The sequence below is a fragment of the Candidatus Binataceae bacterium genome, assembly GCA_035508495.1.
Classification (GTDB): Bacteria; Desulfobacterota; Binatia; order Binatales; family Binataceae; genus JASHPB01.
The window spans coordinates 21,822-43,359 of sequence record DATJMX010000007.1 but is presented as its reverse complement, the minus strand read 5'-3'; the positions used below and the strand labels follow the sequence as shown (position 1 = coordinate 43,359).

Annotated in this window: 22 protein-coding genes; 17 read left to right on the top strand and 5 right to left on the bottom strand. The window is 62.4% G+C overall.

What is annotated here, in order from left to right; translation table 11 throughout:
- Positions 1 to 13: 13 nt before the first annotated feature.
- The 4 genes from tatA to VMA09_02750 all read left to right on the top strand — a co-directional run bounded on the left by tatA (position 14) and on the right by VMA09_02750 (position 3,755).
- Complete coding sequence (tatA, locus tag VMA09_02765; GenBank protein HUA32501.1) at positions 14 to 238, top strand: twin-arginine translocase TatA/TatE family subunit; 225 nt, start codon at positions 14 to 16, stop codon at positions 236 to 238.
- 200 nt (positions 239 to 438) lie between these two features.
- On the top strand, positions 439 to 2,475 hold the full coding sequence (locus VMA09_02760; protein HUA32500.1) for a carbon starvation CstA family protein: 2,037 nt from the start codon (positions 439 to 441) through the stop codon (positions 2,473 to 2,475).
- Positions 2,472 to 2,669: a hypothetical protein gene (locus tag VMA09_02755; GenBank protein ID HUA32499.1), complete on the top strand. Its 198-nt coding sequence runs from the start codon at positions 2,472 to 2,474 to the stop codon at positions 2,667 to 2,669. The genes VMA09_02760 and VMA09_02755 overlap by 4 nt, the downstream gene beginning before the upstream one ends.
- A gap of 213 nt (positions 2,670 to 2,882) precedes the next feature.
- Complete coding sequence (locus tag VMA09_02750) at positions 2,883 to 3,755, top strand: HAMP domain-containing sensor histidine kinase (GenBank protein HUA32498.1); 873 nt, start codon at positions 2,883 to 2,885, stop codon at positions 3,753 to 3,755.
- A gap of 40 nt (positions 3,756 to 3,795) precedes the next feature.
- Here VMA09_02750 and lexA read toward each other — a convergent pair whose 3' ends face one another.
- Positions 3,796 to 4,410 carry a transcriptional repressor LexA gene (gene lexA / locus VMA09_02745; protein ID HUA32497.1) on the bottom strand — a complete coding sequence of 205 codons (615 nt, stop codon included), beginning with the start codon at positions 4,408 to 4,410 and terminating at the stop codon, positions 3,796 to 3,798.
- Between the two features lie 140 nt (positions 4,411 to 4,550).
- Between lexA and VMA09_02740 the strand changes: the two genes are divergently transcribed.
- Together VMA09_02740 and VMA09_02735 are read left to right on the top strand one after the other, a co-directional pair.
- Complete coding sequence (locus tag VMA09_02740; protein HUA32496.1) at positions 4,551 to 4,925, top strand: 2Fe-2S iron-sulfur cluster-binding protein; 375 nt, start codon at positions 4,551 to 4,553, stop codon at positions 4,923 to 4,925.
- Positions 4,922 to 5,620 carry an FAD-dependent oxidoreductase gene (locus VMA09_02735; GenBank protein HUA32495.1) on the top strand — a complete coding sequence of 233 codons (699 nt, stop codon included), beginning with the start codon at positions 4,922 to 4,924 and terminating at the stop codon, positions 5,618 to 5,620. The genes VMA09_02740 and VMA09_02735 overlap by 4 nt, the downstream gene beginning before the upstream one ends.
- A 92-nt stretch (positions 5,621 to 5,712) precedes the next feature.
- Here VMA09_02735 and VMA09_02730 read toward each other — a convergent pair whose 3' ends face one another.
- The 4 genes from VMA09_02730 to VMA09_02715 form a co-directional block, all read right to left on the bottom strand.
- Positions 5,713 to 6,441: a class I SAM-dependent methyltransferase gene (locus VMA09_02730; GenBank protein HUA32494.1), complete on the bottom strand. Its 729-nt coding sequence runs from the start codon at positions 6,439 to 6,441 to the stop codon at positions 5,713 to 5,715.
- 40 nt (positions 6,442 to 6,481) lie between these two features.
- On the bottom strand, positions 6,482 to 7,324 hold the full coding sequence (locus VMA09_02725) for an isocitrate lyase/PEP mutase family protein (protein HUA32493.1): 843 nt from the start codon (positions 7,322 to 7,324) through the stop codon (positions 6,482 to 6,484).
- A gap of 72 nt (positions 7,325 to 7,396) precedes the next feature.
- Entirely contained in the window at positions 7,397 to 8,305 is a 909-nt protein-coding gene (locus VMA09_02720; protein ID HUA32492.1) for a S1C family serine protease, read from the bottom strand.
- Positions 8,306 to 8,412: 107 nt separating this feature from the next.
- Positions 8,413 to 8,829, bottom strand: coding sequence for a hypothetical protein (locus tag VMA09_02715; GenBank protein HUA32491.1), 417 nt, complete (start codon positions 8,827 to 8,829; stop codon positions 8,413 to 8,415).
- 290 nt (positions 8,830 to 9,119) lie between these two features.
- On the opposite strand from VMA09_02715, the gene VMA09_02710 reads away from it, so the two are divergent.
- The 11 genes from VMA09_02710 (at position 9,120) to VMA09_02660 (ending at position 21,523) form a co-directional block, all read left to right on the top strand.
- Positions 9,120 to 10,238 carry a hypothetical protein gene (locus tag VMA09_02710; GenBank protein HUA32490.1) on the top strand — a complete coding sequence of 373 codons (1,119 nt, stop codon included), beginning with the start codon at positions 9,120 to 9,122 and terminating at the stop codon, positions 10,236 to 10,238.
- Complete coding sequence (locus VMA09_02705) at positions 10,235 to 11,473, top strand: acyl-CoA reductase (protein ID HUA32489.1); 1,239 nt, start codon at positions 10,235 to 10,237, stop codon at positions 11,471 to 11,473. The genes VMA09_02710 and VMA09_02705 overlap by 4 nt, the downstream gene beginning before the upstream one ends.
- A complete protein-coding gene (locus VMA09_02700) occupies positions 11,470 to 12,675 on the top strand; it encodes an aspartate aminotransferase family protein (GenBank protein HUA32488.1) in 1,206 nt (401 codons plus the stop codon). The genes VMA09_02705 and VMA09_02700 overlap by 4 nt, the downstream gene beginning before the upstream one ends.
- On the top strand, positions 12,672 to 13,964 hold the full coding sequence (locus VMA09_02695) for a HAMP domain-containing sensor histidine kinase (GenBank protein HUA32487.1): 1,293 nt from the start codon (positions 12,672 to 12,674) through the stop codon (positions 13,962 to 13,964). The genes VMA09_02700 and VMA09_02695 overlap by 4 nt, the downstream gene beginning before the upstream one ends.
- A gap of 62 nt (positions 13,965 to 14,026) precedes the next feature.
- Entirely contained in the window at positions 14,027 to 15,076 is a 1,050-nt protein-coding gene (thiL, locus tag VMA09_02690) for a thiamine-phosphate kinase (GenBank protein HUA32486.1), read from the top strand.
- A complete protein-coding gene (locus tag VMA09_02685; protein ID HUA32485.1) occupies positions 15,076 to 16,284 on the top strand; it encodes a hemolysin family protein in 1,209 nt (402 codons plus the stop codon). Before thiL ends, VMA09_02685 begins: the two co-directional genes overlap by 1 nt.
- Positions 16,284 to 17,564 carry a hemolysin family protein gene (locus VMA09_02680; GenBank protein HUA32484.1) on the top strand — a complete coding sequence of 427 codons (1,281 nt, stop codon included), beginning with the start codon at positions 16,284 to 16,286 and terminating at the stop codon, positions 17,562 to 17,564. The genes VMA09_02685 and VMA09_02680 overlap by 1 nt, the downstream gene beginning before the upstream one ends.
- Positions 17,561 to 18,325 (top strand): nickel pincer cofactor biosynthesis protein LarB, encoded by a 765-nt coding sequence (larB, locus tag VMA09_02675; GenBank protein HUA32483.1) that lies wholly within the window; start codon positions 17,561 to 17,563, stop codon positions 18,323 to 18,325. Before VMA09_02680 ends, larB begins: the two co-directional genes overlap by 4 nt.
- Complete coding sequence (locus VMA09_02670) at positions 18,322 to 19,647, top strand: AarF/ABC1/UbiB kinase family protein (GenBank protein ID HUA32482.1); 1,326 nt, start codon at positions 18,322 to 18,324, stop codon at positions 19,645 to 19,647. The genes larB and VMA09_02670 overlap by 4 nt, the downstream gene beginning before the upstream one ends.
- Positions 19,623 to 20,516 carry a hypothetical protein gene (locus tag VMA09_02665; protein HUA32481.1) on the top strand — a complete coding sequence of 298 codons (894 nt, stop codon included), beginning with the start codon at positions 19,623 to 19,625 and terminating at the stop codon, positions 20,514 to 20,516. The genes VMA09_02670 and VMA09_02665 overlap by 25 nt, the downstream gene beginning before the upstream one ends.
- A gap of 74 nt (positions 20,517 to 20,590) precedes the next feature.
- On the top strand, positions 20,591 to 21,523 hold the full coding sequence (locus tag VMA09_02660) for an alpha/beta hydrolase (protein ID HUA32480.1): 933 nt from the start codon (positions 20,591 to 20,593) through the stop codon (positions 21,521 to 21,523).
- Positions 21,524 to 21,538: the final 15 nt, after the last annotated feature.

Here is a 21,538-nt window from a genome sequence, read left to right as displayed (position 1 = left end):
CGGGAGACCGACTATGGATATTCTGTCCCCATCGCATCTGATCATTCTGCTGATAATCGTGCTGATCATCTTCGGCCCGAGCAAACTCGGCGACGTAGGCGGCGCCGTCGGCAAAGCCGTCAAAGACTTCAAGCGCGCAATGAACGACGACGAGCCCGCCAAGGTCGTGACCAAGGCCGAAGATCCCGCCAAGACGACGGAGATCAAGGCCACGGAAATCAAAGCCGACAAGGCCTGATCGCTCTTCTTATTCAAGATCAATATGCGGCGCGAGCAAACGCTCGCGCCGCTTCTTTTTCGCTTGCTCTTGACTCGCGGGCAACTCTGAACAGCCTCTCCCGGTTTGCGGCTGCCGCAGGCGAGGCTATTGAAGTTCGTGACCATCCGATGCTGCGGCGCTTGATTCGATTCGCGCTCAGCATATAAATCGGCGTCATCGTGAAGGCGTTTCGTTATTTAATTTGGATCGGCGTTGCGATGCTGGGCGCGGTGGCGCTCTCAATCCTGGCGACGGCGCGCGGCGAGGCGGAGCCCAACGTGCTGTGGTTCGTCGTCGCGGCGGTCTCCTTCTATGCCGTCGGCTACCGCTTCTACTCGCGATTTATTGCCGACCGCGTGCTCGAGCTCGACGATGCTCACGTCACGCCCGCGATTCGCCTCGCCAATGGCCGCGACTATGTGCCGACGCAGAAGTGGATCACCTTCGGCCATCACTTCGCCGCGATCGCCGGTCCCGGTCCGCTCGTTGGCCCTGTGCTGGCCGCGCAATTCGGCTACCTGCCCTCGACAATCTGGATCATCATCGGCGCCGTGCTCGGCGGATGCGTCCAGGATTTCGTCATCCTCGGCTACTCGCTGAAACGCGACGGCCGCTCGCTCGGCAAGATGGCGTCGGAGGAGATCGGCCCCGTGGGCGGCTTCACCGCGCTCGTCGGCGTGTTGATGATCATGGTGATCCTGATCGCCGTGCTCGGCCTCGTCGTCGTCAACGCGATGAAGCACAGCATCTGGGCCACTTCGACCGTCGCCTCGACGGTGCCGATCGCGATGCTGGTCGGGATCTACATGACGCACATCCGGCCCGGCCGCTTCGTCGAAGGCTCGGTGCTCGGCTTCGGCCTCGTGATGCTGGCGGTGCTCGGCGGGCGCTGGGTCGAGGGCTTCAGCTTCGCGCACTACTTCAATCAGGACGCGCCCAGCCTGGCCGTGTGGATCATCATCTACGGCTTTCTCGCCTCGGTGCTGCCGATCTGGCTGCTACTCGCGCCGCGTGACTATCTGTCAGCTTTTATCAAGATTGGAACGATCGTCGCGCTCGCGCTCGGAATCGTGTGGACTCATCCGCAGGCCCTGATGCCGCCGCTCACTCAGTTCATCGACGGCACCGGCCCGGTCTTCGCCGGCAAGGTGTTTCCATTCGCGTTTATCACCGTGGCGTGCGGTGCGATCTCGGGATTCCATTCGCTGATCGCCTCCGGCACAACGCCCAAGATGCTCGAGCAGGAGCGCGACGCGCGCATAATCGGCTACGGCGGGATGCTGATGGAGTCGTTCGTCGCGATCATGGCGATGGTCGCGGCGGTGATGCTCCAGCCCGGCGTTTACTTCGCGATCAACAGCCCCGCGGGTGTCGTCGGCACGGGGCCGGCCGCGTGCGCAAAGATCAGCGGATGGGGCTTCGAGGTCACCGACGCGCACATGCAAGAACTCGCCGCCGATGTCGGCGAGTCGTCGCTCTATGCGCGCACGGGCGGAGCGCCGTCGCTCGCGGTCGGGATGGCGCATATCTTCGCCAACTCGCTCGGCGGCAAGGCACTGATGGCGCTCTGGTACCATTTCGCGATCATGTTCGAGGCGCTCTTCATCCTGAGCACGCTCGACGCTGGCACGCGCGTCGCGCGCTTCATGCTCCAGGATCTGCTCGGGCATCTGCATGAATCGCTCGCCGACAGCTCGTCATACGTCAACGTGCTCGCGACTTCGCTCGTGATCGTCGCGGCATGGGGTTACTTTTTATATTTCGGCACGATCGATCCGCTGGGCGGGATCAATTCGCTGTGGCCGCTGTTCGGAATCGCCAACCAGATGCTCGCGACGATCGCGCTCTGCGTGGCGACCAGCGCGATGGTCCGCGGCGGCAAGGCGCGCTACGCGTTCGTCACGCTGATTCCGCTCGTATGGCTCGTCGCAGTGACGATGACTGCCGGTATACAGAAGATCTTCAGCGCGAGCCCCGCAATTGGCTTCCTCGCGCACGCCACGATACTGGGCGTCGAGGCCGCTTCGCCGGCGACCAGCGCCACGCGCGTGGCCGAGATCGGGCGGCTTATCTGGAACGATCGCGTCGATGCGATGATGACGGCATTCTTTATCGCCGCGGTCATCGTGATTCTGTGCGATTCGCTGCGAGTATGGACCAGGCTTGCGATCCTGGGCCAGGCGCCGGGCGCGCCAAGCTCGGAGGAAGCCGCATGATCGCACGACAGCGTTCACACCCTGTCAGCGCGTGGGTGCAGGCGGTTCTGGCCACCATCGGCGCGGAACTGCGGCGGTTGAACAACGCGCGAGCATCGGAAAATGAGCTGCAAAGTTTATCGCGCAAAGAACAAGCTATGCGAGTGAAAGCGCATCTCCGGGAGCATCATCACAAACAATCGCGTTGTTGTTGAGAAACACGCAACCGCGTGCGTTCAATTTGACTTCACCGTGCAACTCTTGTCCCTAGTTAGCATTTCCGAGAAAACTAGGTACTATTTCCTAGCTAACTAGGTGTTTATCCGATTCAGCCTCCCCGGCCGATCCTTTAAGGTCGCTGCTGATTGGTTCATTGCGCGCAGTACGAGTAAGACGCGCGTAACCGAACCAGTCATTGGAAGGGGGCTTTGTCGGAGCGTTCCAATCACCGCGAGCTTGATGCGATCGTGGCGAACAGCGCGCCGTCTCCGGTCGCATCCGCAGGATGGGAACTAGGCCTGCGCCTCGAAGCGCTGGCCAATCTTGCGCACGAGTTGCGAACTCCGGTTCAGGCTCTGCTCGGCTACCTGGATATCCTGCGCGACGAGCTGTCTGACTATCTGCCGCGGCAGGATCGGCAAATTGTCGACCGCATGAACGTCAACGTTCACGACCTGTCGCAGACCGTTGAGAATCTCCTCGAATTTGCGCTCGCCGATGCCCACGCGGAAACGTTAATCGAGGAAGACCTGACGATCGAAGATCTGATGGAAGAAGTATCGCCCGCGCTTGAGGCGGCCAACCTCGGCAAGGGTCTCTCGATCGAGGTGCGGGTGGACAAATCCGTCGGCAAGCTTCACGTGCGGCATCGCCCGCTCAAGTCGATTCTGCTCAACCTCGCGCTCAATGCGATCAAGTTCACGTCGCAAGGCTCGGTGCTGATCTCGTTCAAGCGGACCGCATCGCCCGAGCATCCGCAAGCGCTTGAGCTGTGCGTAACCGACACCGGTCCGGGGATCGAACCGGCGATGCTGGCAGTCGCGTTCCAGCAGTGCGCTCAGCTTTCCAATTCGAGCGCGCGCAAGTTTCGTGGCATGGGACTTGGTCTGCCGGTGGTCAAACACAACGTCGAATCGCTGGGCGGCAAACTTGATGTCAAGAGCGCGCCCGACGAGGGCTCGGCCTTCACCGTCACGATTCCGCTGCACGAAGGACAAGGTGCGCCAGCCGATGTTCGTCACACGACGCCGACGTTTCTGACGAATCGGATCGACGACTCGTCCAAGAACGGGCGCGGGTGATTGCTGCGAGTGCGCTGCGGCCGGGTTTTGCCGATCGTGACTAGACCGAGCGATAGTGGCGCATCAGGCCGACGACTACCCCGCGAATCGCGAGGTCGCCTTCCTTGACCATGATCGGTTGCATCGCCGAGTTCGCCGGCTGCAATCGAATCGACCCGTCGGGCTCGCGATAAAAGCGCTTCACCGTCGCTTCTTCACCGATCAGCGCAACGACGGTCTCGCCATTGCCGGCCGTTTCGCGGCCTTCGACGATGATGTAATCGCCGTCGCGGATTCCGTCCTCGATCATCGAGTCGCCTTTGACCCGCAGGCAGAACGTATTGTCGCGGCGCACGAACTCGTCGGGCACTGAGATCGTTTCGTTGCCTTCAACCGCTTCGATCGGCGTGCCTGCCGCGACGCGGCCCAGGAGCCGGAGTGTGCGCGCCGCCTGCGGCCGATCCGACTCGGATACTTCCAGCGCGCGGCTGTGATTATGCTGGCGCTTGATAAAGCCCTTCTGCTCGAGGTTGTGCAGATGCTTGTGGACGGTGGCCAGCGACGATAGCCCGAAGTATTCGCCGACCTCAGAGAGCGTTGGTGCATAGCCATGCTCACTGATGTAGTTGTTGAGATAGTCCATCAACTGCTTCTGCCGCTTTGTCAGCGTTGCCATAATGGTGTCCGTCCCCTTGAGGCGTCGGCTATGATGATGGCGAAAATCGGGCGAAGCTGCAAGCGCTTCGATGGGGCTTTCTAGGCCGACTGGAACCGCAGCTTCCGACCTGAGACTAATCTGAGCACCAAGACCGCCAAATGGCAAAACTTCGCATCCAATACGAAAACGGCGATCCCGAGCGCGTGATCGAATTCGATCCCAAGAAGGCGCCGTTTCATCACGACGGCAAGCCCGGCTCGATCCTCGATATCATGCTGGGCCATAAGGTTCATCTTGAGCACGCATGCGGTGGCAACTGCGCATGCACAACCTGTCACGTGATCGTCAAACAAGGATTCAACAAGCTCGGCGAAGCGTCGGAGCAGGAAGAAGATCTGCTCGACCGGGCGCCGGGTCTCGCGCCGACATCGCGTCTCGGATGCCAGGCCGTTATCACCGATCCCGACGCGGAGATCATCGTCACCGTGCCGCGCTACACGATCAATCAAGCCAGCGAGTCAGCCGAGGAATGAGCCGCCCTACCACGATCGCGCATGTGACCCGGATTCACGATCATTGCGAGGATACGCGCTCGCTCTTCCTCGCGCTCGAGAAGCCGCTCAAGTTCGCGCCAGGTCATTTCATCTCGATCGCGATTCCGCTCGGCGACGAAACACGCACGCGCCCTTATTCGATCGCGTCGAGCCTCGACGGCGGCCGCGCGATCGAAATCTGCTTCAACCGCGTACCCAACGGACGCGGAGTCCAATGGCTATTTGATCGCAGCGTCGGCGATGCGCTCGAGTTCACCGGCCCCTTCGGCACCTTCATGATGGAACGCGCGCCGGAGGTCGAGATTGGCCTCATCGCGGAAGGGACGGGAGTCGCCGCGATTCGTCCAATGATTCGGCGCGCGCTGGAATCAGGATCGCAAGCGCGCATGCATCTCGACTACGCCGCCGATCGCAACGAGCACATCCTGTATCGCGAGGAGCTCGAAGAATGGACGCGGCGCGCATCCAACTTCACATTCGAAACGCTGATTGCCCCGCAGGAGGTTCTCTACGATCGCCTGAGCGCGATCGCGGCGCGTCGCTGGATCGATGCGGACGCGGATCGCACGCGGCAGTTCTGGATTTGCGGCGTCGGCGCGGGCGTCAGCCGCATCCGCGATCTGCTGCGCGGGGCCGGCTACGAGCGTCGCGCCGTTCATTACGAGCAATGGTGACTATGTCGCGGGCGCTAGAGTTATGTGGCTCGCCACCGGCTGATCCTTTGCGTTGCAACGTGCGGAGCGCTTGGGACGCGGCTCGCTTTGATTCAGCGCAGGGCTGAGATCAGCAGAAACGACGGGCGCTGGCGTTCGTCAGCCCAGTCTGGATGCTGCGCGATTTGTTCTTTGCTTGGCGCCCACTCATCGATGTGAGTAATCGTCATGCCGACGCTGAGTAGTGCGTTGATGTAGGTCGCGATTGTCCGATGTTGTTTGATTACGCCGTTGGCTAGCCAGTCGGTTGAGCGCGGACCTTCGATTAAGTAGTTATCCAGCGGCCATACCTTTCGGCCTGTGGGATTGGTTATCCATTTGGGATTTGATGGTGCTGTGTAGATTGGATGCTCCACTGAGAATACGAGTGAGGCGCCGGGTTTCAGTGATTTGTGGATGCTTGCGATTAGAGCATTGAAGTTCTTCACATAGTGGAATGCCAGTGAGCTGTACACGAGATCGAAATATTGTGCCGATAATTCGACATGCTCGAGGTCGGCTTTTCGGTAGGTGATTGCGGAGTCATTGGTGGCTGATGCGGCTCGGGCGAGCATCTTTTCGGATAGATCGATGCCGAGTATTTCGGATGCACCGTTTTCGCGTGCCCATCGGCAGAACCATCCGAAGCCGCATCCGAGGTCGAGGACTTTGCGGCCGCGGATGTCGGGGAGCATCGCGCGCAGCGACGGCCATTCGGGTGCCGCGGCGAGGCCATCGATCGAGCGCGGCAGTTTGCTGTAGTTCGCGAAGAATTCGTCGGTATCGTAAATATTCTGCGCCATTTTCGTTCCATGACCTGAATTTTTTCAGAACGGCAGACGTTCACTCGACGTACTTCTTCTCCAGAGCTTGATACTCAGGCACGCCCATCAGCGCAGTGAACTCTTCGAAGACTCCTGACTTGGTATTCGTTGAGATGCGGCCGGTTTGTTTCAGCTCGCGCATCGTGTCGCGGATTTGGGCAAATAGCGCGAGCATAGTGCCGATGTGGATTGTTACTTTGAATGGGTACTTCTTGAGTTCGTCGAGCGGGAGCAGGTCGCCGTTGTAGATCAGCGGCAGGTCGCCAAGCAGATCGGCGTAGCGCTTCAGATCGTCAAGCGTTTTGATGCCGTCGACGAAGAGCAGGTCGGCACCCGCCTCAGTATACGCCCGCACTCGGCGCACCACGCCGTCCCATCCTTCGACCTGGAGCGCGTCGCTGCGCGCGATTATCACGAGATCCGTATCGCGCCTGGCGTCGCAAGCGGCCCGTATCTTCGACACGGCCGCGTCCATCGCGATCACTTGCTTACCCGCGAGGAAGCCGCATCGCTTTGGGAACACCTGGTCTTCGATATGCATCGCCGACACGCCCGCGTCTTCGTATTCGCGCACGGTGCGCCAGACGTTGAGCGGATTTCCATACCCGGTGTCGGCGTCGCTGATGACGGGTACGTCGACGGCCGATGAGATTGCGCGCGCGTTCGCGACCATCTCAGACATCGTGAGCAGTCCCAGATCGGGATACCCGCGCGATGCCGAGGTGCCGAAGCCCGTCATATAAACGGCATCGAAGCCGGCGCTCACTGCGAGCTTTGCCTGCAGGCAATCGAACACGAACGGAGCGACGATCAGTCCCGGCGCCGCGAGCATCTGGCGCAGGCGCTTTCTCGATTCATTCATCGTGATGATCTCAACCGTGAGAAATTTGAAGGCGAGGCTACAGCGCGTGAGAGCGCCGCGCAAAAGCTCGCGTCAGGCGAAGTAATCTTCGGCGCCGATCGAGGGGATCGCCAGCTGGTAAACTCGATTATTGCGCAGCACCTTAAGATTAATGTGGTCGCCCGGATGGCGTCCGCGCAGCGTATCGTAGAGAAAGCGGCGATCGTTCACGTCCTGGCCGTCGATCGCAAGCACCAGGTCGCCCTGCTGCAGGCCGGCTTTCTCGCCGGGCCCGCCGGGCATCACGCCCGCGATCACGACGTGGTCGCGGAGCGTGTATGAGAGTACTCCCAGCCACGCGCGCGCTGGCGTGGAGATTCGCCGGCCATGCGCCATCAGCTCGTCGCGCACGCCGAGAAAATTTTCGCCCGGGATGCCCAGGATCGCGCGGCTCATGTCCGCGAAGTTGAGGTATGAGATCGCAACGATCTGGCCCTTCATGTTGCACACCGGGCCCCCACTGAAGCCGATGCTCAGCGACGACGCCGTGACGCACACCGAGCGATCGAGGGTGAACTCCCAGACCGCATCGAAGGGCCCGAGGTAAGTGATAATACCGCAGTCGGCGCATCGCTTTTCCGCGCCCATGCTCGCGACGCTGAACGCGTCCTGGCCAGGCTCGCAAGTGGTGGATGGAACGACCTCGATATGCGGCAGGTTCGCTCCGTCGATCTTGAGGAGTCCAAGGCCCGTGCTGTAATCGCGCGCGATGATCTGCGCCTCGCGCTGATCGCCGTCGGGCATCGTGACGATCACGTTCTTGGCGCCGAGCAACAAATAGTGAACCGTCAGGATGAAGCCGTCGGGGGTGACGATCATGCCGGTACCGCGGCGGTCGGTGCCAAGGCCGATCGCGGTCGAGACGTGTGACGAGGGTATATGGGTGTGAACGCCGACAGTGGCGCGCAGTACCTTATCGAGCAAAAAAGGCGGTGCGTTCACGGCGGATACTCCGTCTCCAAACCTAGGACCGTGCCATTACGGTTTCAAGGACACAAAAAAAGAGGCGGCGTCTTGCGGCGCCGCCTCGAATCAGATCAGGAAAGACTTTACTTGTTGTCCTGCCGCGACTGGTCGGGCGGAAGCGCGGTCTGCTTGGCGCGCACCGTCAGCAACTGAAGAGCCTGCCCGAGATCGAGCTCGCTGTACTTCTGATTGCCATACAAGCTGTCGAGCTGCTTCACGGCCTGGGCCGTGGTGAGATCGTTGGTCGAGAGCTGGTCGGTCAGCTGATGGATGATCTTGCGCGCGCCCTTCCAGTGGAAGACGTCGGCGGCGACGTTGAGCTGATCGAGCTTCGCCGCGCTCACACGCATCGCGTCGGAATAGCCGACCACGTAGCCATCCTTGGCGGAGCCATTCAACGCGTTCCAGAAGTTTCCGTTATGCGTGATGTCGCTCGACGCAAACGCCAGCGCAAAGCTCGCCAAAAATCCCAGCACCACGCCGGACATAAACTTTTTCATTGCGCGACGCCCTTCCCTTGCCGCTCGCGAACTTTTCTAGCAGAAATACGTTCGTCGAGCAAAAGCGGTTTCACTTGAAGGGGGATTTTTCTCGTGCCAGAAATCGATCATCGAGACCTCGCTGCTCTTTGCGAGGACACCCTTCCTCCCCACCGACACCACGTTAATGTTACACAAGCCGGACCGTGGGGTAAATAACCGCGGCACAGAATCATTGAGGCTCATTGAGCAGGATTGAATGCCTGCTGCGAGCGGTGTCATCATCGAATCGACCGACATCGTTCGTTTAAATGCCTGATATTTACCAGGAGATACTTGAGTTCATCCGGAATCCGCAGCCATCGCGGTTTGATGAACTCGCGATACGTGCGTTTCGCCATCAATTCGATTGGGTGCGGAACTATCGCGCCTATTGCGAATCGCGCGGCGCCGATCCGAGTCAAATCCGTTCGGTCGATGAGGTCCCGGTCGTGAGCACGGCGGCCTTCAAGTATGCGAACCTGGCTCACGACGAATCGGCTCCGCGTCTCGAGTTCCTCACCAGCGGAACCACGCTTGGGCGATCGCATCGCGGACGCCATGTTGTGATGCATCCGGAGATTTACCGCGCCTCAGCGCTTGCGCATCTCAGGCGGATGCTCTTTGCGGACGGAGCGCGGTCGCGGATGCTCGCGATGCATCCGGGGTCGGACGTGATGCCCGAGTCGTCGCTCTCGACGATGGTCACGTGGTGCATCGAGGAGTTCGGCGCGCGGACGATGCTATATGCGGCGAATCGGCAAGGTGTCGATATCGCGGCGGCCGAGGATTTTCTGCGGCGCGCCGCGGCGGATCGAGAGCCGGTCTGCATTTTGACCACGACGGCGGCGTTTGCCTCTCTTTGTGAGCATATTGAGACTAGTAGTGAACGAATCGATCTGCCTGCGGGCTCGCGCCTGATGGATACGGGCGGCGCAAAGGGTCAGGCGATTCCGCTCACGCCCGCGGAGGTGATCGGGCGAGCGCGCCAGTTCCTCGGAATCGAACCCGACCTCGTGATCAACGAATACGGGATGACGGAGCTATGCTCGCAGCTTTACGACGCAACGCGATTCAACTCGCGCGAAGTCGCCAGCGGCCCGCGCGTGAAGATCGCGCCGCCGTGGCTGCGCGTCCGCGCCCTCGATCCCGTGACGCTCGCCGGCGTGTCCGACGGTGAGATGGGACTGCTGGCGTTTTTTGATCTTGCCAACGTTGGTTCGATCTCAGCCGTGATGACCGAGGATATCGGTGTAGTGCGCGGAGATCGGGTGCGCCTGGTGGGCCGCGCGGCTGCGAGCGAGGCCCGTGGATGCGCGCTCGCGATCGGCGAGTTCGAAGCCGTGGAACGCAAACGCCAGAATCGCAACGCAGCGAGTGTCGCATCATGAGCCTCGCTGCCGGCACGCGAGCGGCTACGCTTAACGCCGGCGCGCTCCATGCAGCGGCGACGCGCATTCGCGCGGCGCTTGCTCGCCCGCTTTCCTCCGCGCGAATTGCATCATCGCTGGCGCGGGTGCTCTCGGAGTTTCAGCAACGCGATAATGTTCGACGGCGGCGCGTCGTTGAGCAAATCGCCTCGCGCACCGGATTCTCCGCCCCGCTCCTCGACGCTTCGCTCGACGCGCTACTTCATCCGTTTTCAAACGATGCTCTCGATTCACTCGCGCAGCGCGCTCGTCATCGTCCGGAACTTTGCGCGTTCGTTATGGCTGGCAACGCAGCGGGGGCGGGTATCCACGAAATCGTCCTCGCGATGCTCGCGGGCTGCGGTCTGCTGGTTAAAGCTGCTTCCAGCGAGCCCATTTTCTGGACCGAATTCGAAGCAGCGCTCGCTGAAATCGATCCTGCGTTGAGCCAGCACCTCGCGGTGTTCAACTGGAGCCGCGACGACCGTCAAATGTCCGCTGAGCTCGCCGAGCTTGTCGACGTTCTCGTTGCCTATGGCGACGACGCGACGATCTCGGCGCTCTCGAACGATCGCGCGTTCGTCGGCTTCGGCAGCCGAATCAGCGGCGCGATCGTCGCCCCTGAAGCGATGCCCGCATCGAGGCTCGGTGAAATCGCCGCGGCGATCGCGATCGATACCTCCCTCTACGAGCAACTTGGCTGCCTTTCGCCGCATCATGTCTTTGTCGTTGAAGCGGATGCTGCTGGTGCGCGCGACTTTGCCCGACGGATCGCGGCCGAGCTGCGCAATACCGCTGGCAGATTCCCTGCGCCCTTGCGGCTGCCTCTCGAAGACGCGGCCGCGATTCGGCGCGTGCGTGAAGTCGCACGCTGGCGCGCAATCGGTGGCGACGACCTCGAGCTGATCGAGGGCCCGCGACTTGATTGGACGGTGGTCTTCGACGCGGCGGCTTCGTTTTCAGTATCGCCCGGGTATCGCACGCTCGTTGTCAGCGCGGTGGCCGATGCCGCCGAGTTGGGACGCCGTATCGAGCCGGCATCGCCATATCTTGAATCGATGTCCCTGGCGGCAGCGGGTCAAACCGGCGCGGAGATCCGCGCCATCCTCGAACATCTGCAAATCCCGCGCATTTGCGCGCCGGGCGAGATGCAGTCGCCGCCGCTCGACTGGCGTCATGGCGGCGCGTTTTTCGATCGCATGATAAGCCCACGATGAGCGAGTTAGGGGACAAATTCCTGCGTCACGTCGCGCAAACCTCCGACTCTCCACTCGGCCTTGAGATCGCGCGCGCTGAAGGTTCGTGGCTCTGCGCGACCGACGGCCGCAGATATCTCGATCTGATCGCGGGTATCGGTGTCTCCGCGCTCGGCCATGGCAATCCGCACGTGCTCGCCGCAATCGAGCATCAGATGCGGCGCCATCTGCACGTCATGGTCTATGGCGAATACGTGATCGAAAAGCAGGCACGCCTCGCCGATCGACTCGCTGAAGTGCTGCCACGCCCGCTGGATCGAATTTACTTCACGAACAGCGGCGCCGAGGCGATCGAAGGCTCACTCAAGGCGGCGCGCAAATTGACCCGGCGTTCGGGATTCGTCGCGTTCGACGGCGCGTATCATGGCGACACCATGGGCGCGATGGCGCTGGCTGGAAATCCCGCGTTTCGAGAGCCGTTTGGTGCGTTACCCGGACCGGTGCGCCACATCCCTTATAACGACATCGCGTCGCTGGAGGCGATCGACGACACGATCGCGGCGGTCGTCGTCGAGCCGGTGCAAGCCGAGGGCGGCGTGCGGATTCCAGGCCGCGAATTCATTGCGGCATTGCGCGAGCTATGCGATCGCTCGGGCGCTCTGCTGATTTTCGATGAAGTTCTCACTGGATTCGGCCGCACGGGAAAGCTGTTCGCGCTGGAGCACTACGGCGTCGTTCCTGATGTGATTGTTCTCGCGAAGGCGCTCGGCGGGGGGCTGCCACTCGGAGCGTTCGCCGCGCGCGATGAAATAATGAACGTGCTGGCGCACGACCCTCCGCTCGGACACATCACGACCTTCGGCGGCCATCCGCTTTCGTGCGCCGCCGGGCTCGCGTCGCTGGACGTAATCCTGGCGGAGCGGCTCTGGGAGCGCGCGCAAGCGATCGGCGATCGGTTCCGACAGCGAATCGAATCGCTCGGCTCCGAGCAGATCGCGGCCGTACGCGGTATCGGTCTCCTGATCGGTATCGAGATGCGCAGCGCGGCGATGGCCGCGCGCTTCGTCGCCGAGTCCGTCGCGCGCGGCGTGATTATCAACTGGACGTTGAATGCCGACACTGTCGTACGGCTTGCGCCGCCGCTCACGATCACGCCGGAGGAAATCGACTTTGCGCTGGACGCGATGAACGCCGCGCTGCAAGCCGGGAGCCGCACGCGATGAGCGGGTCCGGGGCGAGGCTATCGCCGACTCTCGCCGGCCGCCGGCGCCTAACCCTGGGGCTAATCGAGCGCGACCTGGATTCGTTGAATGTGCTGTGGCAGGGCGCCGATGTCGCGATTCTGGTTACTGCCGGCTACCTGTTGATAGAGCTTTTCGGCTTCGGGTATTCGCCGCGCGGACTGGTCTGGGTATGGGTGGCCCTGGGCGAGCTCCTGATTTTTCGCGCGGCGTTCTGGTCCAATACCGTTCGCAGATTTTGGCGACCGGTCTCGCTGTGCTTCGGCATGGCCTTGATCGCCACGTTCGGGATCTTCGCCCACCTGTCGCAACGGCCCGAAACACTCTTTGTTTCGGCGATGCTATGTCCGCTGGCCACCTCCGCTTACATCGCGTGGACGCCGTCATGGCAACTGGCGATGAACGCGGCGAGTCTTTCGCTCTACGTGCTCATGCCGATGCTACTGGGTGATCCTAAACTCTACATTCCGGCCCACTTGGCGGCGCTGGTAACGGCTCTCGCGTTCGCGCAATCGAGCTCGGTTTATATCGAGCGCTATCGCCGCCGCTTGCGCCAGCAGGTGCGCGATCTCGAAGAGGCGGCCGGTTTCCGCGACGCTCAAATCAGCACGATGGCGCATGACGTGCGCAGCCCGCTGGCTGCAATCGCCGGCTATGCGACGCTGCTGCAGGCCCAGGATCTGGCGCCGCAGGATCGTTCTGACCTGCTGGCGCGGCTCGGGTTGGCGGCCTGGAACATGGACCTTGTCGTCAGCAACCTGCTCGACATGTACCAGATCGAGGCGCACGGGCTAGTCACGGAGCCGCGCGAGATTGATCTCACCCCGAACCTGCGCGAGGTAGTCGATAGCTGCGAAGTCCAGGCGAGCCGGCGCGGTGTCGAGCTCAAGACCGCATTGTGTGAGCTGCCGCGATGCCGTCACGATCCGCGGCACGTCGAGCGTATCGTCAAGAACCTCGTCGGTTTCGTGTTGAGCCGCGTCGATTCCGGCGCCGCAAGGCTCGAATGCGGCCCGCACGAGAATCAAATCAGGATCGAAGTCTGCGACGACGGCCCCGCTATTTCGGCGAGCGAGCTTGCGGCGCTGTGCACGCAGTTCCCGCGCAACGGGTTTGGATCGCCGTCGCGCGACCTGAACCTCTATATCGCGCGCCGCCTGACCGAAGCTTCCGGCGGAATCTTCTCGGCGCACCCGGGCGAGCGGGGCGGCCTCAGACTCGTCGCCGAGCTGCCGGTGCATGGCCAGGCTGCGTCGCGAACACCCGCGTGACCGTCCTATTGCCCGTGTTATTCGAATCGTTTAGCGTCGTGGCGTGTTCGCTTGTTTGACTTATGCCAGAGTCGCGCCGCGCCCGGCGCAGAGACCCTGACGATTTGGCTGCCCGCCAGTTGCGCCGTGTGCCATCCGGTCGAAAAGGCCTTCCCGGTGAGTTTGAGCTAATTGCGCATTTGACCGCGCGCAGCCGCTTGTCGCGCCGGACGATTTTGGGACCGGGCGACGATTGCGCGATCATTCGAAGCTCGTCCAGAGATCAGCTAGTCACGATCGATTCGATGGTCGAGAATGTTCACTTCAAGATGGGGTGGGGCTCGCCGGAACAAACCGGGATCCGCGCACTCGAGGTGAACCTTAGCGATATCGCTGCGATGGGCGGGACGCCGCATACCTGCGTGATCAATCTCGGGGTGCGGCCGACGGTTGCGCTCGAGTATATCGACGGACTCAACCAGGGTCTGAGGACGGCGGCGCGCCGCGCGCATGTTGACATCGTCGGCGGCAACATCACCAGTGCGAGCGAACTCTCGATCACGATCGCACTTTTGGGTGATGCGGGGAAAAGTGTGTTGCGCCGCGATACGGCTCGCGTCGGCGCCGATATTTTCGTCACCGGCACGGTCGGTGACGCCGCTCTTGGATGGCGAATACTCGCGGGCGAGATGCGCGCGCCAGCCAAGGCGCGTCAACATCTGGTGAGCAGGTATCTTGAGCCGGCGGCGCGTATCGAAGCAGGAATCCGCCTTGCGCAGCTTCGTCCCGCTCCCGCCGCGATCGATATCAGCGACGGGTTGCTGCAGGACCTGGGGCATATTCTCGAGCGCAGCAAGGTCGGCGCGGAGATCGACGCCCTATCAGTGCCGATCTCTGACGCGTACCGACGGACTGTGGGAGCCGACGTCTCATATGCACTCTCGGGCGGCGAAGATTACGAGTTATTGTTCTGCGCATCCGCACGGATCTCGGCGCGGGAGCTGGCCAAGCGGCTGGGAATTGAGGTGACGCGAATCGGCAGAATCGTAAAGGGGCGGGGAATCAAATTGAGCGGCGCCAAGCTTCCGCCAAATGCCGGCTTCGACCAGCTCCGCGCGCAAGGGACACGCTGATGCTGATGCTGCTGCTGCCGGTGACGGTCGGCGTGCTCGTGATGATGAGCGCGACGCTGGCTGGCTCCGAGACCGCGATTTTCGCTCTCGTGCGCATGGAGCATACGCGCGAGCAGCTCGCGAGCTCGGTGCGGCGCTCGGTCGAACATTTGATGCAGCGCCCAGTCGAATCGCTGCTAGTGATTATCGGTCTCAACGAGGCGTGCAACATCTTCGCCGAATGTCTCGCCACCAGTTTTCTCATCCTGTGGCTCGGCGCCGCGCTCGGACCCTATATCGCCGCTCCGGTGATGCTCGTGATCGTGCTGATCTTCTGCGACATCACGCCCAAGACCTTCGCGCTCGGCATTCCTGGCGCGTTTGCGACGTTGACTGCCGGTTCACTGGTGCTCATCGCCGACCTCGTCCATCCCGTAACCAGGTACCTCGCCCAAGCCGAGGAGGCTCCTACTCCCGAGGCGGTTTCGGAAGCCGAGTTCAAGGCTCTCCTGCGGCTGGGCGAGCATTCCGGCGAGGTCGAGCCTGCAGAGCGTGCGATGATCCATCGCATGTTCGATCTCGGCGCGCGCCGTGCCGCCGATGTGATGACGCCGCGCGAACGGATGTTCGTGCTCGATATCGCTACGCCGGCTAACCAACTGATCGCGGATATCGTGCACGAGGGTTACACGCGCGTGCCGATTTATCGCGGCACCCCGGATAATATCGCGGGCATCCTCCACACCAAGGACCTCGTCGCGCGCAGGCTGGATCCGACGCCGCCGCGGATCGAGCGCCTGGTGCGCCCCGCCTACTTCATCCCACCCGGCAAGTCGCTCGGCGATTTATTCGACGAGATGCGGCGCGGGCGTTTCCAGATGGCGCTCGTGGTCAATGAGTACGGCAAGCTGCTCGGCCTCGTCACATTGAATGATTTGCTCGAAGAACTGTTCGGCGAGATTCGTGACGAGTTCGATATCGAAGTGCCGGAGTTCGCGAAGGTTTCCGACCACGAGTTCGTGGTCTCAGGCGCGATCGATATCAAGCAGTTAAACCAGCACCTGCCGGTCGCAATCGCGCCCGCCGGTGGACGCACGCTCGCCAGTATCGTGCTGCGCAAGCAGGGACGTGTGCCGCGCGTCGGCGAGCATCTCCAGCTCGGCGAGTACGAGGCGACGGTCGAAAGTGTGCGCGGCGCGACCGTGGAACTTGTGAGGCTCAGGCGCTAATGCTCGCGGTCGTGCTGCTGGCGGTGCTGGGATGCGTTGGTATCCAGGCGTTCTTCGCTGCGAGCGAGATCGCGCTGGTCTCCGCCGACGAGCTCAAGGTGCGGGCCGAGAGCGAACGCGGCTCCAAGCGCTCCGGCACGCTGATGCGCCTGCTGGGTAATCGCGATCGCGTCGTCGCGCTGACGCTTACGGGAGCCAACCTGGCGACCGTCGTTGCCGCCGTGCTGCTCACGAGCTTTCTCCATCGCTACGGTCCGAATGCAGCCTTCCTCGCACCGTTTATCCTGACGCCGATCACGCTGCTGCTCGGCGAGGCGATCCCGAAACTGCTCGCGCTGCGCGATCCGCATGGCTTCGCGATGCTTGCCGTCGCGCCGCTCAGGATTCTGTCGACTGCGCTCGGCCCCGTGCTCAATATCGAGACCTGGCTGAGCCGCGCGCTGCGCCGGCTGATGGGCGTCCCTTCCGAGATGCAGAGCGTCTTTCTTTCGCGCGAGGATCTGTTGCGGCTCGCGCGCCGTCCGGAGGCGACAGGCACTCACGACGCCGACGCGATCCTGCCGGCCGAGCGGCAGATGATCAGCCGCATCTTTCGCTTCTCGCGCGCCGGTGTGCGCAAGGCGATGGTGCCGCTGGTGCGGGTCGATGCGATCCCCGAGGAAAGCACGCTCGAAGCCGCGATCGAAATGGTGCGCCGCGAAGGTTTCACGCGCCTGCCGGTTCTCCGCCGGCGTATCACCGATATCGTTGGCGTCGTGCATGCCTTCGATCTCCTGCAGGCACCCGATCTCGGTCGCCCCGTGAGCGAAGTGATGCGCCACGTGAGTTACTTTCCCGAATCGATGCCGCTCGACGAGGCGCTCGTTGCGATGCAGCGCACGGGAGAGAACATGGCGGTGATCGTCGATGAGTACGGCGGCGCGTCGGGAATCGTCACCCTCGAAGATTTGCTCGAAGAGATCGTTGGCGAGATCGAGGACGAGCACGACCTTGCCGAGGAGCATGCCCGCATCGCCGGTCCGCGCTCACTGCTCGCAATCTCGAGCGCCACGGTCAGCGAACTCAACGAACGTTTCGGCCTCAAGCTCCCCGAAGCTGATGAGTATGCTACGATCGGCGGTCTCGTGGTCGAACATCTCGGTCATATTCCCAAGCCCGGTGAGCAGTTGCGCGTCGGCGACATCACAATCACGGTGACCCGCTCGGATTTGCGCGCGGTGCGCGAGGTCGCGCTCCTTTTGCCGCAACCGCTCAAGCCTGAAGTTTTGAAGCGCCGATGACTCCGAAGCGGATTCGCGAAATCCTCGATTCCGTCGCGGCCGGCAAGCTCGAGTCAGGCGCGGCTTTCGAGCAACTCCGAGAGCTGCCGTTTCATGATCTCGGCTTCGCCAAGATCGATGGCCATCGCGCGCTCAGGCGCGGCGTGCCCGAAGTCGTGTTCGGCCAGGGCAAATCGGTCGAACAAATCGTCGCGATCGGCAAGCGCATCACCTCGGCCGGCATGAATCTGATTGTCACGCGAATCGAGCCCGCCAAGGCAAGCGCCGTGCGCCGCAAGCTCAGCGCGTTGCGCTATTACCCCGAAGCGCAGCTCGCCACGATCGTGCGCGAGAAGGTGAAGCCGTCAGGTCACGGCACGATCATGGTCATCAGCGCGGGCACCTCGGACATTCCCGTCGCCGAGGAAGCGGCGCTGTGCGCGGAGCTCTTCGGAAATCGCGTGACGCGGCTTTACGACGTCGGCGTCGCGGGGATTCATCGCCTCACCGCCAACCTCGATGACGTGCGCCTGGCGAGCGTGCTGATCGTCGTCGCGGGGATGGAAGGCGCGCTGCCTTCGGTCGTCGCCGGTCTCATCGACAAGCCTGTGATCGCTGTGCCGACGAGCGTCGGCTACGGCACCGCCATGGGCGGATTCGCGGCTCTGCTCGGGATGCTCAATTCGTGTTCCAGCGGCGTGAGCGTGGTGAATATCGACAACGGTTTCGGCGCCGCGCTGAGTGCCACGCTTATCAACCGCGTCGGAATAGGAGTCGCGTGAGCGAGCGGCGCAATCCTCTGACCAGCGGCCGCGTGCGGCGCGCGATCAAGATCGGCGAGCTCACGTCGCAGGTCGGCAGCAGCTACCTGTGGAACCAGCTCCGCCGTCCCTTTTTGAATGGGCCCGCGCGCGAGCGCGAACTGCTCGACACTCATATCCGCAACGCGCGCCGAATCGTCGAGAGCTCCAAGCAGCTTCGCGGCGCGTTCATGAAGCTGATCCAGATGCTCTCGATGCGACACGATTTGCTGCCGAGCGAGGCGCTCGACGTCCTCAGCGCGACGCAATCGAACGTGCCGCCGATGAGCTACGCGATGATCTCCGAACAGATCCGCAAGGAGATCGGCAAGCGCCCCGAGCTGCTGTTCCGCCGCTTCGAGCAGACCGCCTTTGCCGCCGCATCGCTCGGCCAGGTGCATCGCGCGACCCTCAAGGACGGTACCGAAGTTGCCGTCAAGGTGCAGTATCCGGGAGTGGACAAGACCGTAGCCGAGGATTTGCAGAATCTAAAGCTCCTGCTCCGCACGCTGCAGGCCATTGGGCGCGACGTGATGCGCCAGAAGATCGACACGGCGGCGATCTACAAGGAGCTCGACCAGCGGCTGCGCGAAGAGCTCGACTACGTCAGCGAAGCGCGCAACATGGCCGACTTCGGGCAGCTGCTCGAGGGCGACGATGAGATCGTCGTGCCGCGATGCATCGAGAATCTCAGCTCGCGCCGGGTGCTCACCATGACTTACGTCGACGGCTACGGACTCGCCGACGTGCTGAACCCGGCGGTCGATCTCGAGTTGCGCTCGTGGGTCGCGCGCAAGATGCACGTGCTGGCGTGGCGGCAGGTGCTCGAATTCGGCATGCTGCATACCGATTTTCATCCCGGCAACTACGTCGTCAGTCATCATCCGCGCCTCGGCATGCTCGACTTCGGCTCGATTCGCCGCTTTACCGAGCCGGTGCGCAAAGCGAATCTCCAGGTGGCAAGGGCGATAGTGAGCGGCGATGACGACTCGCTCGGCGCGGCAATGATGAAGCTCGGCTACCTCGACCGCGACCAGGATCCGGCGCCGATGGTCGAGATCATGCACATCCTGTTCGAGCCGATGATCGTCGACCGCGAATTTGATCCCGCCGAGTACGACACCGTCGCCAAGGCCACCAAGGTCGGCGAGATCGCGCTGCAGAACCGGCTCTACAAGTCGCCTGCTCACAGCGTGTTTACAATTCGCGCGCTGGTCGGCCTCGAAGGGATCACGCGCGGCCTCGGCGTTACGGCCAACTATCACAGGATCTTCGCCGCATGCCTGCGCAACATTCCGGGATAGCCGTGGCCGGGGAGCAGCGCGCGGTCCTGCTGGATCCGCTCGAACATCATCGCGATCATCATTTTCGGCGCATCCCGTCGCGCCGCGTAAGCGGCGAGCGCACGGCGCTGCGCTTCATCGAGGAAGTCGGCTTCTGCACCGCCTTCACGGCAGGTCTGGGCGTGCCGTGCCTGCGCGAGGCGATCGTCGGCGAGCGCGAGCCCGTCGCCGGCGAGCATATCCAGCACGACTACGGAATCGTAATGACGTGGCGGATCAAGGATTCACTGCCCGAGAAGCGGCTCGTCTACTACGGCAAGGTGATCGCGGGGAAGCCAAGTTTCATCGCGCGCGACATGTTGGGCGCGTTTCTCCGGCTGCGAACCTCGCCGGTCAACTATCGCAAGCTCTACGAGCGCGGGATGCTGAGTCATTGCGCCAAGCTCGTGATGGATACGCTCACGAAGCGCGGCGCGTCGGAGACGCGCGTGCTCAAGCTGTCGAGCGGATACGCGCAGCCCAAGCGCCGCGCCGAGTTCGACCGTGCGATGCGCGAGGTGCAGGAGAAGTTCCTTGCGCTCAAGGTTGAGGAGCGCGCCGATCCGTTCAGCTACGTGTGGGACACCGTCGAGCATCGATGGGAGGACGCGATCCGCGAGGCGCGCTCGCTCTCGCCGAGCGAAGCTGCGGATCGAATCGTGCGCCGCTATTTCCAGATCGCCGGCTTCGGCGCCGAGCGCGCGATCGCGCGGATGCTCGCGATCGATCCGGCGCTCGTCGATCGCGCGGCCAAAAAACTCGAGCGCGAGAAACTCGTGCGCCGCGACTGGCGAATCGAAAACTGGCCTGGCCGCGTGACGATCCTCGGCTCGCTCTGCGGCGTCGCTTGATGCGCCGTCTTATTCCGTTCTAAGAGGGGAGTGACGCGGGGAGCGATCGAACTCCTCGCCTCGGAGGGGACGTTATGCCGCTCGACCCGCAAGCCAAAGCAATGATGGATCAGATGGGCGCCGTTGGCGGTCCGCAGATCCAGGATCTCTCGCCCACCGACGCGCGCAAGGTTACCGCCGCCGGTTTCATGATTCCGCCCGCGCTGCTGGAGCATCCGGCGAAGATTGAGAATCGCAAGATTCCCGGTCCGGCAAGCGAAATCCCGGTGCGAATATACACGCCGGAGGGCAACGGCCCGTTTCCGATTCTCGTTTTCTATCACGGCGGCGGATGGGTCATCGGCGATCTCGAAACACACGACGGGCCGTGCCGCTACCTGACGAATCATGCGAAATGTGTGACGGTCGCGGTCGATTATCGGCTGGCGCCAGAGCATAAGTTTCCGGCCGGCGTCGAGGATTGCTGGGCCGCGCTCAGGTGGGTTGCAGCTAACGCCGCGTCGATCAATGGCGACCCGAAGCGCATCGCGGTTGGCGGCGATAGCGCGGGCGGGAATCTGTCGGCCGTGATTTCGCAGCTCGCGCGCGATGCTGGCGCGCCGAAGCTCGTCTTCCAGATGCTCATCTATCCGGCGACCGAGGCGGAACTCGATACCGAATCGCACAAGACGCTGCGTGACTACTTTCTGACGGCAGAATCGATCAAATGGTTTTGGGGTCACTATTTGCGCAGCCCGGCAGACAAGAAAGATCCGCGTATCGCGCCCGCGCTCACGAAGGATCTGAAAGGCTTGCCCCCGGCGCTCGTGATTACGGCGGAATTCGATCCGCTGCGCGACGAAGGCGAGGCGTACGGCAAACGTTTGCAGGCCGCGGGAGTGCCGGTAACGATCACACGCTACGACGGCATGATCCACGGCTTCTACTCGTTCTACCACGTCCTCGATAAGGGCAAGCAGGCGCTGGCGCAATCAGCCGCCGCACTCAAAGAGGCCCTCGGCAGCTAGGGTGCTCGGAATGTC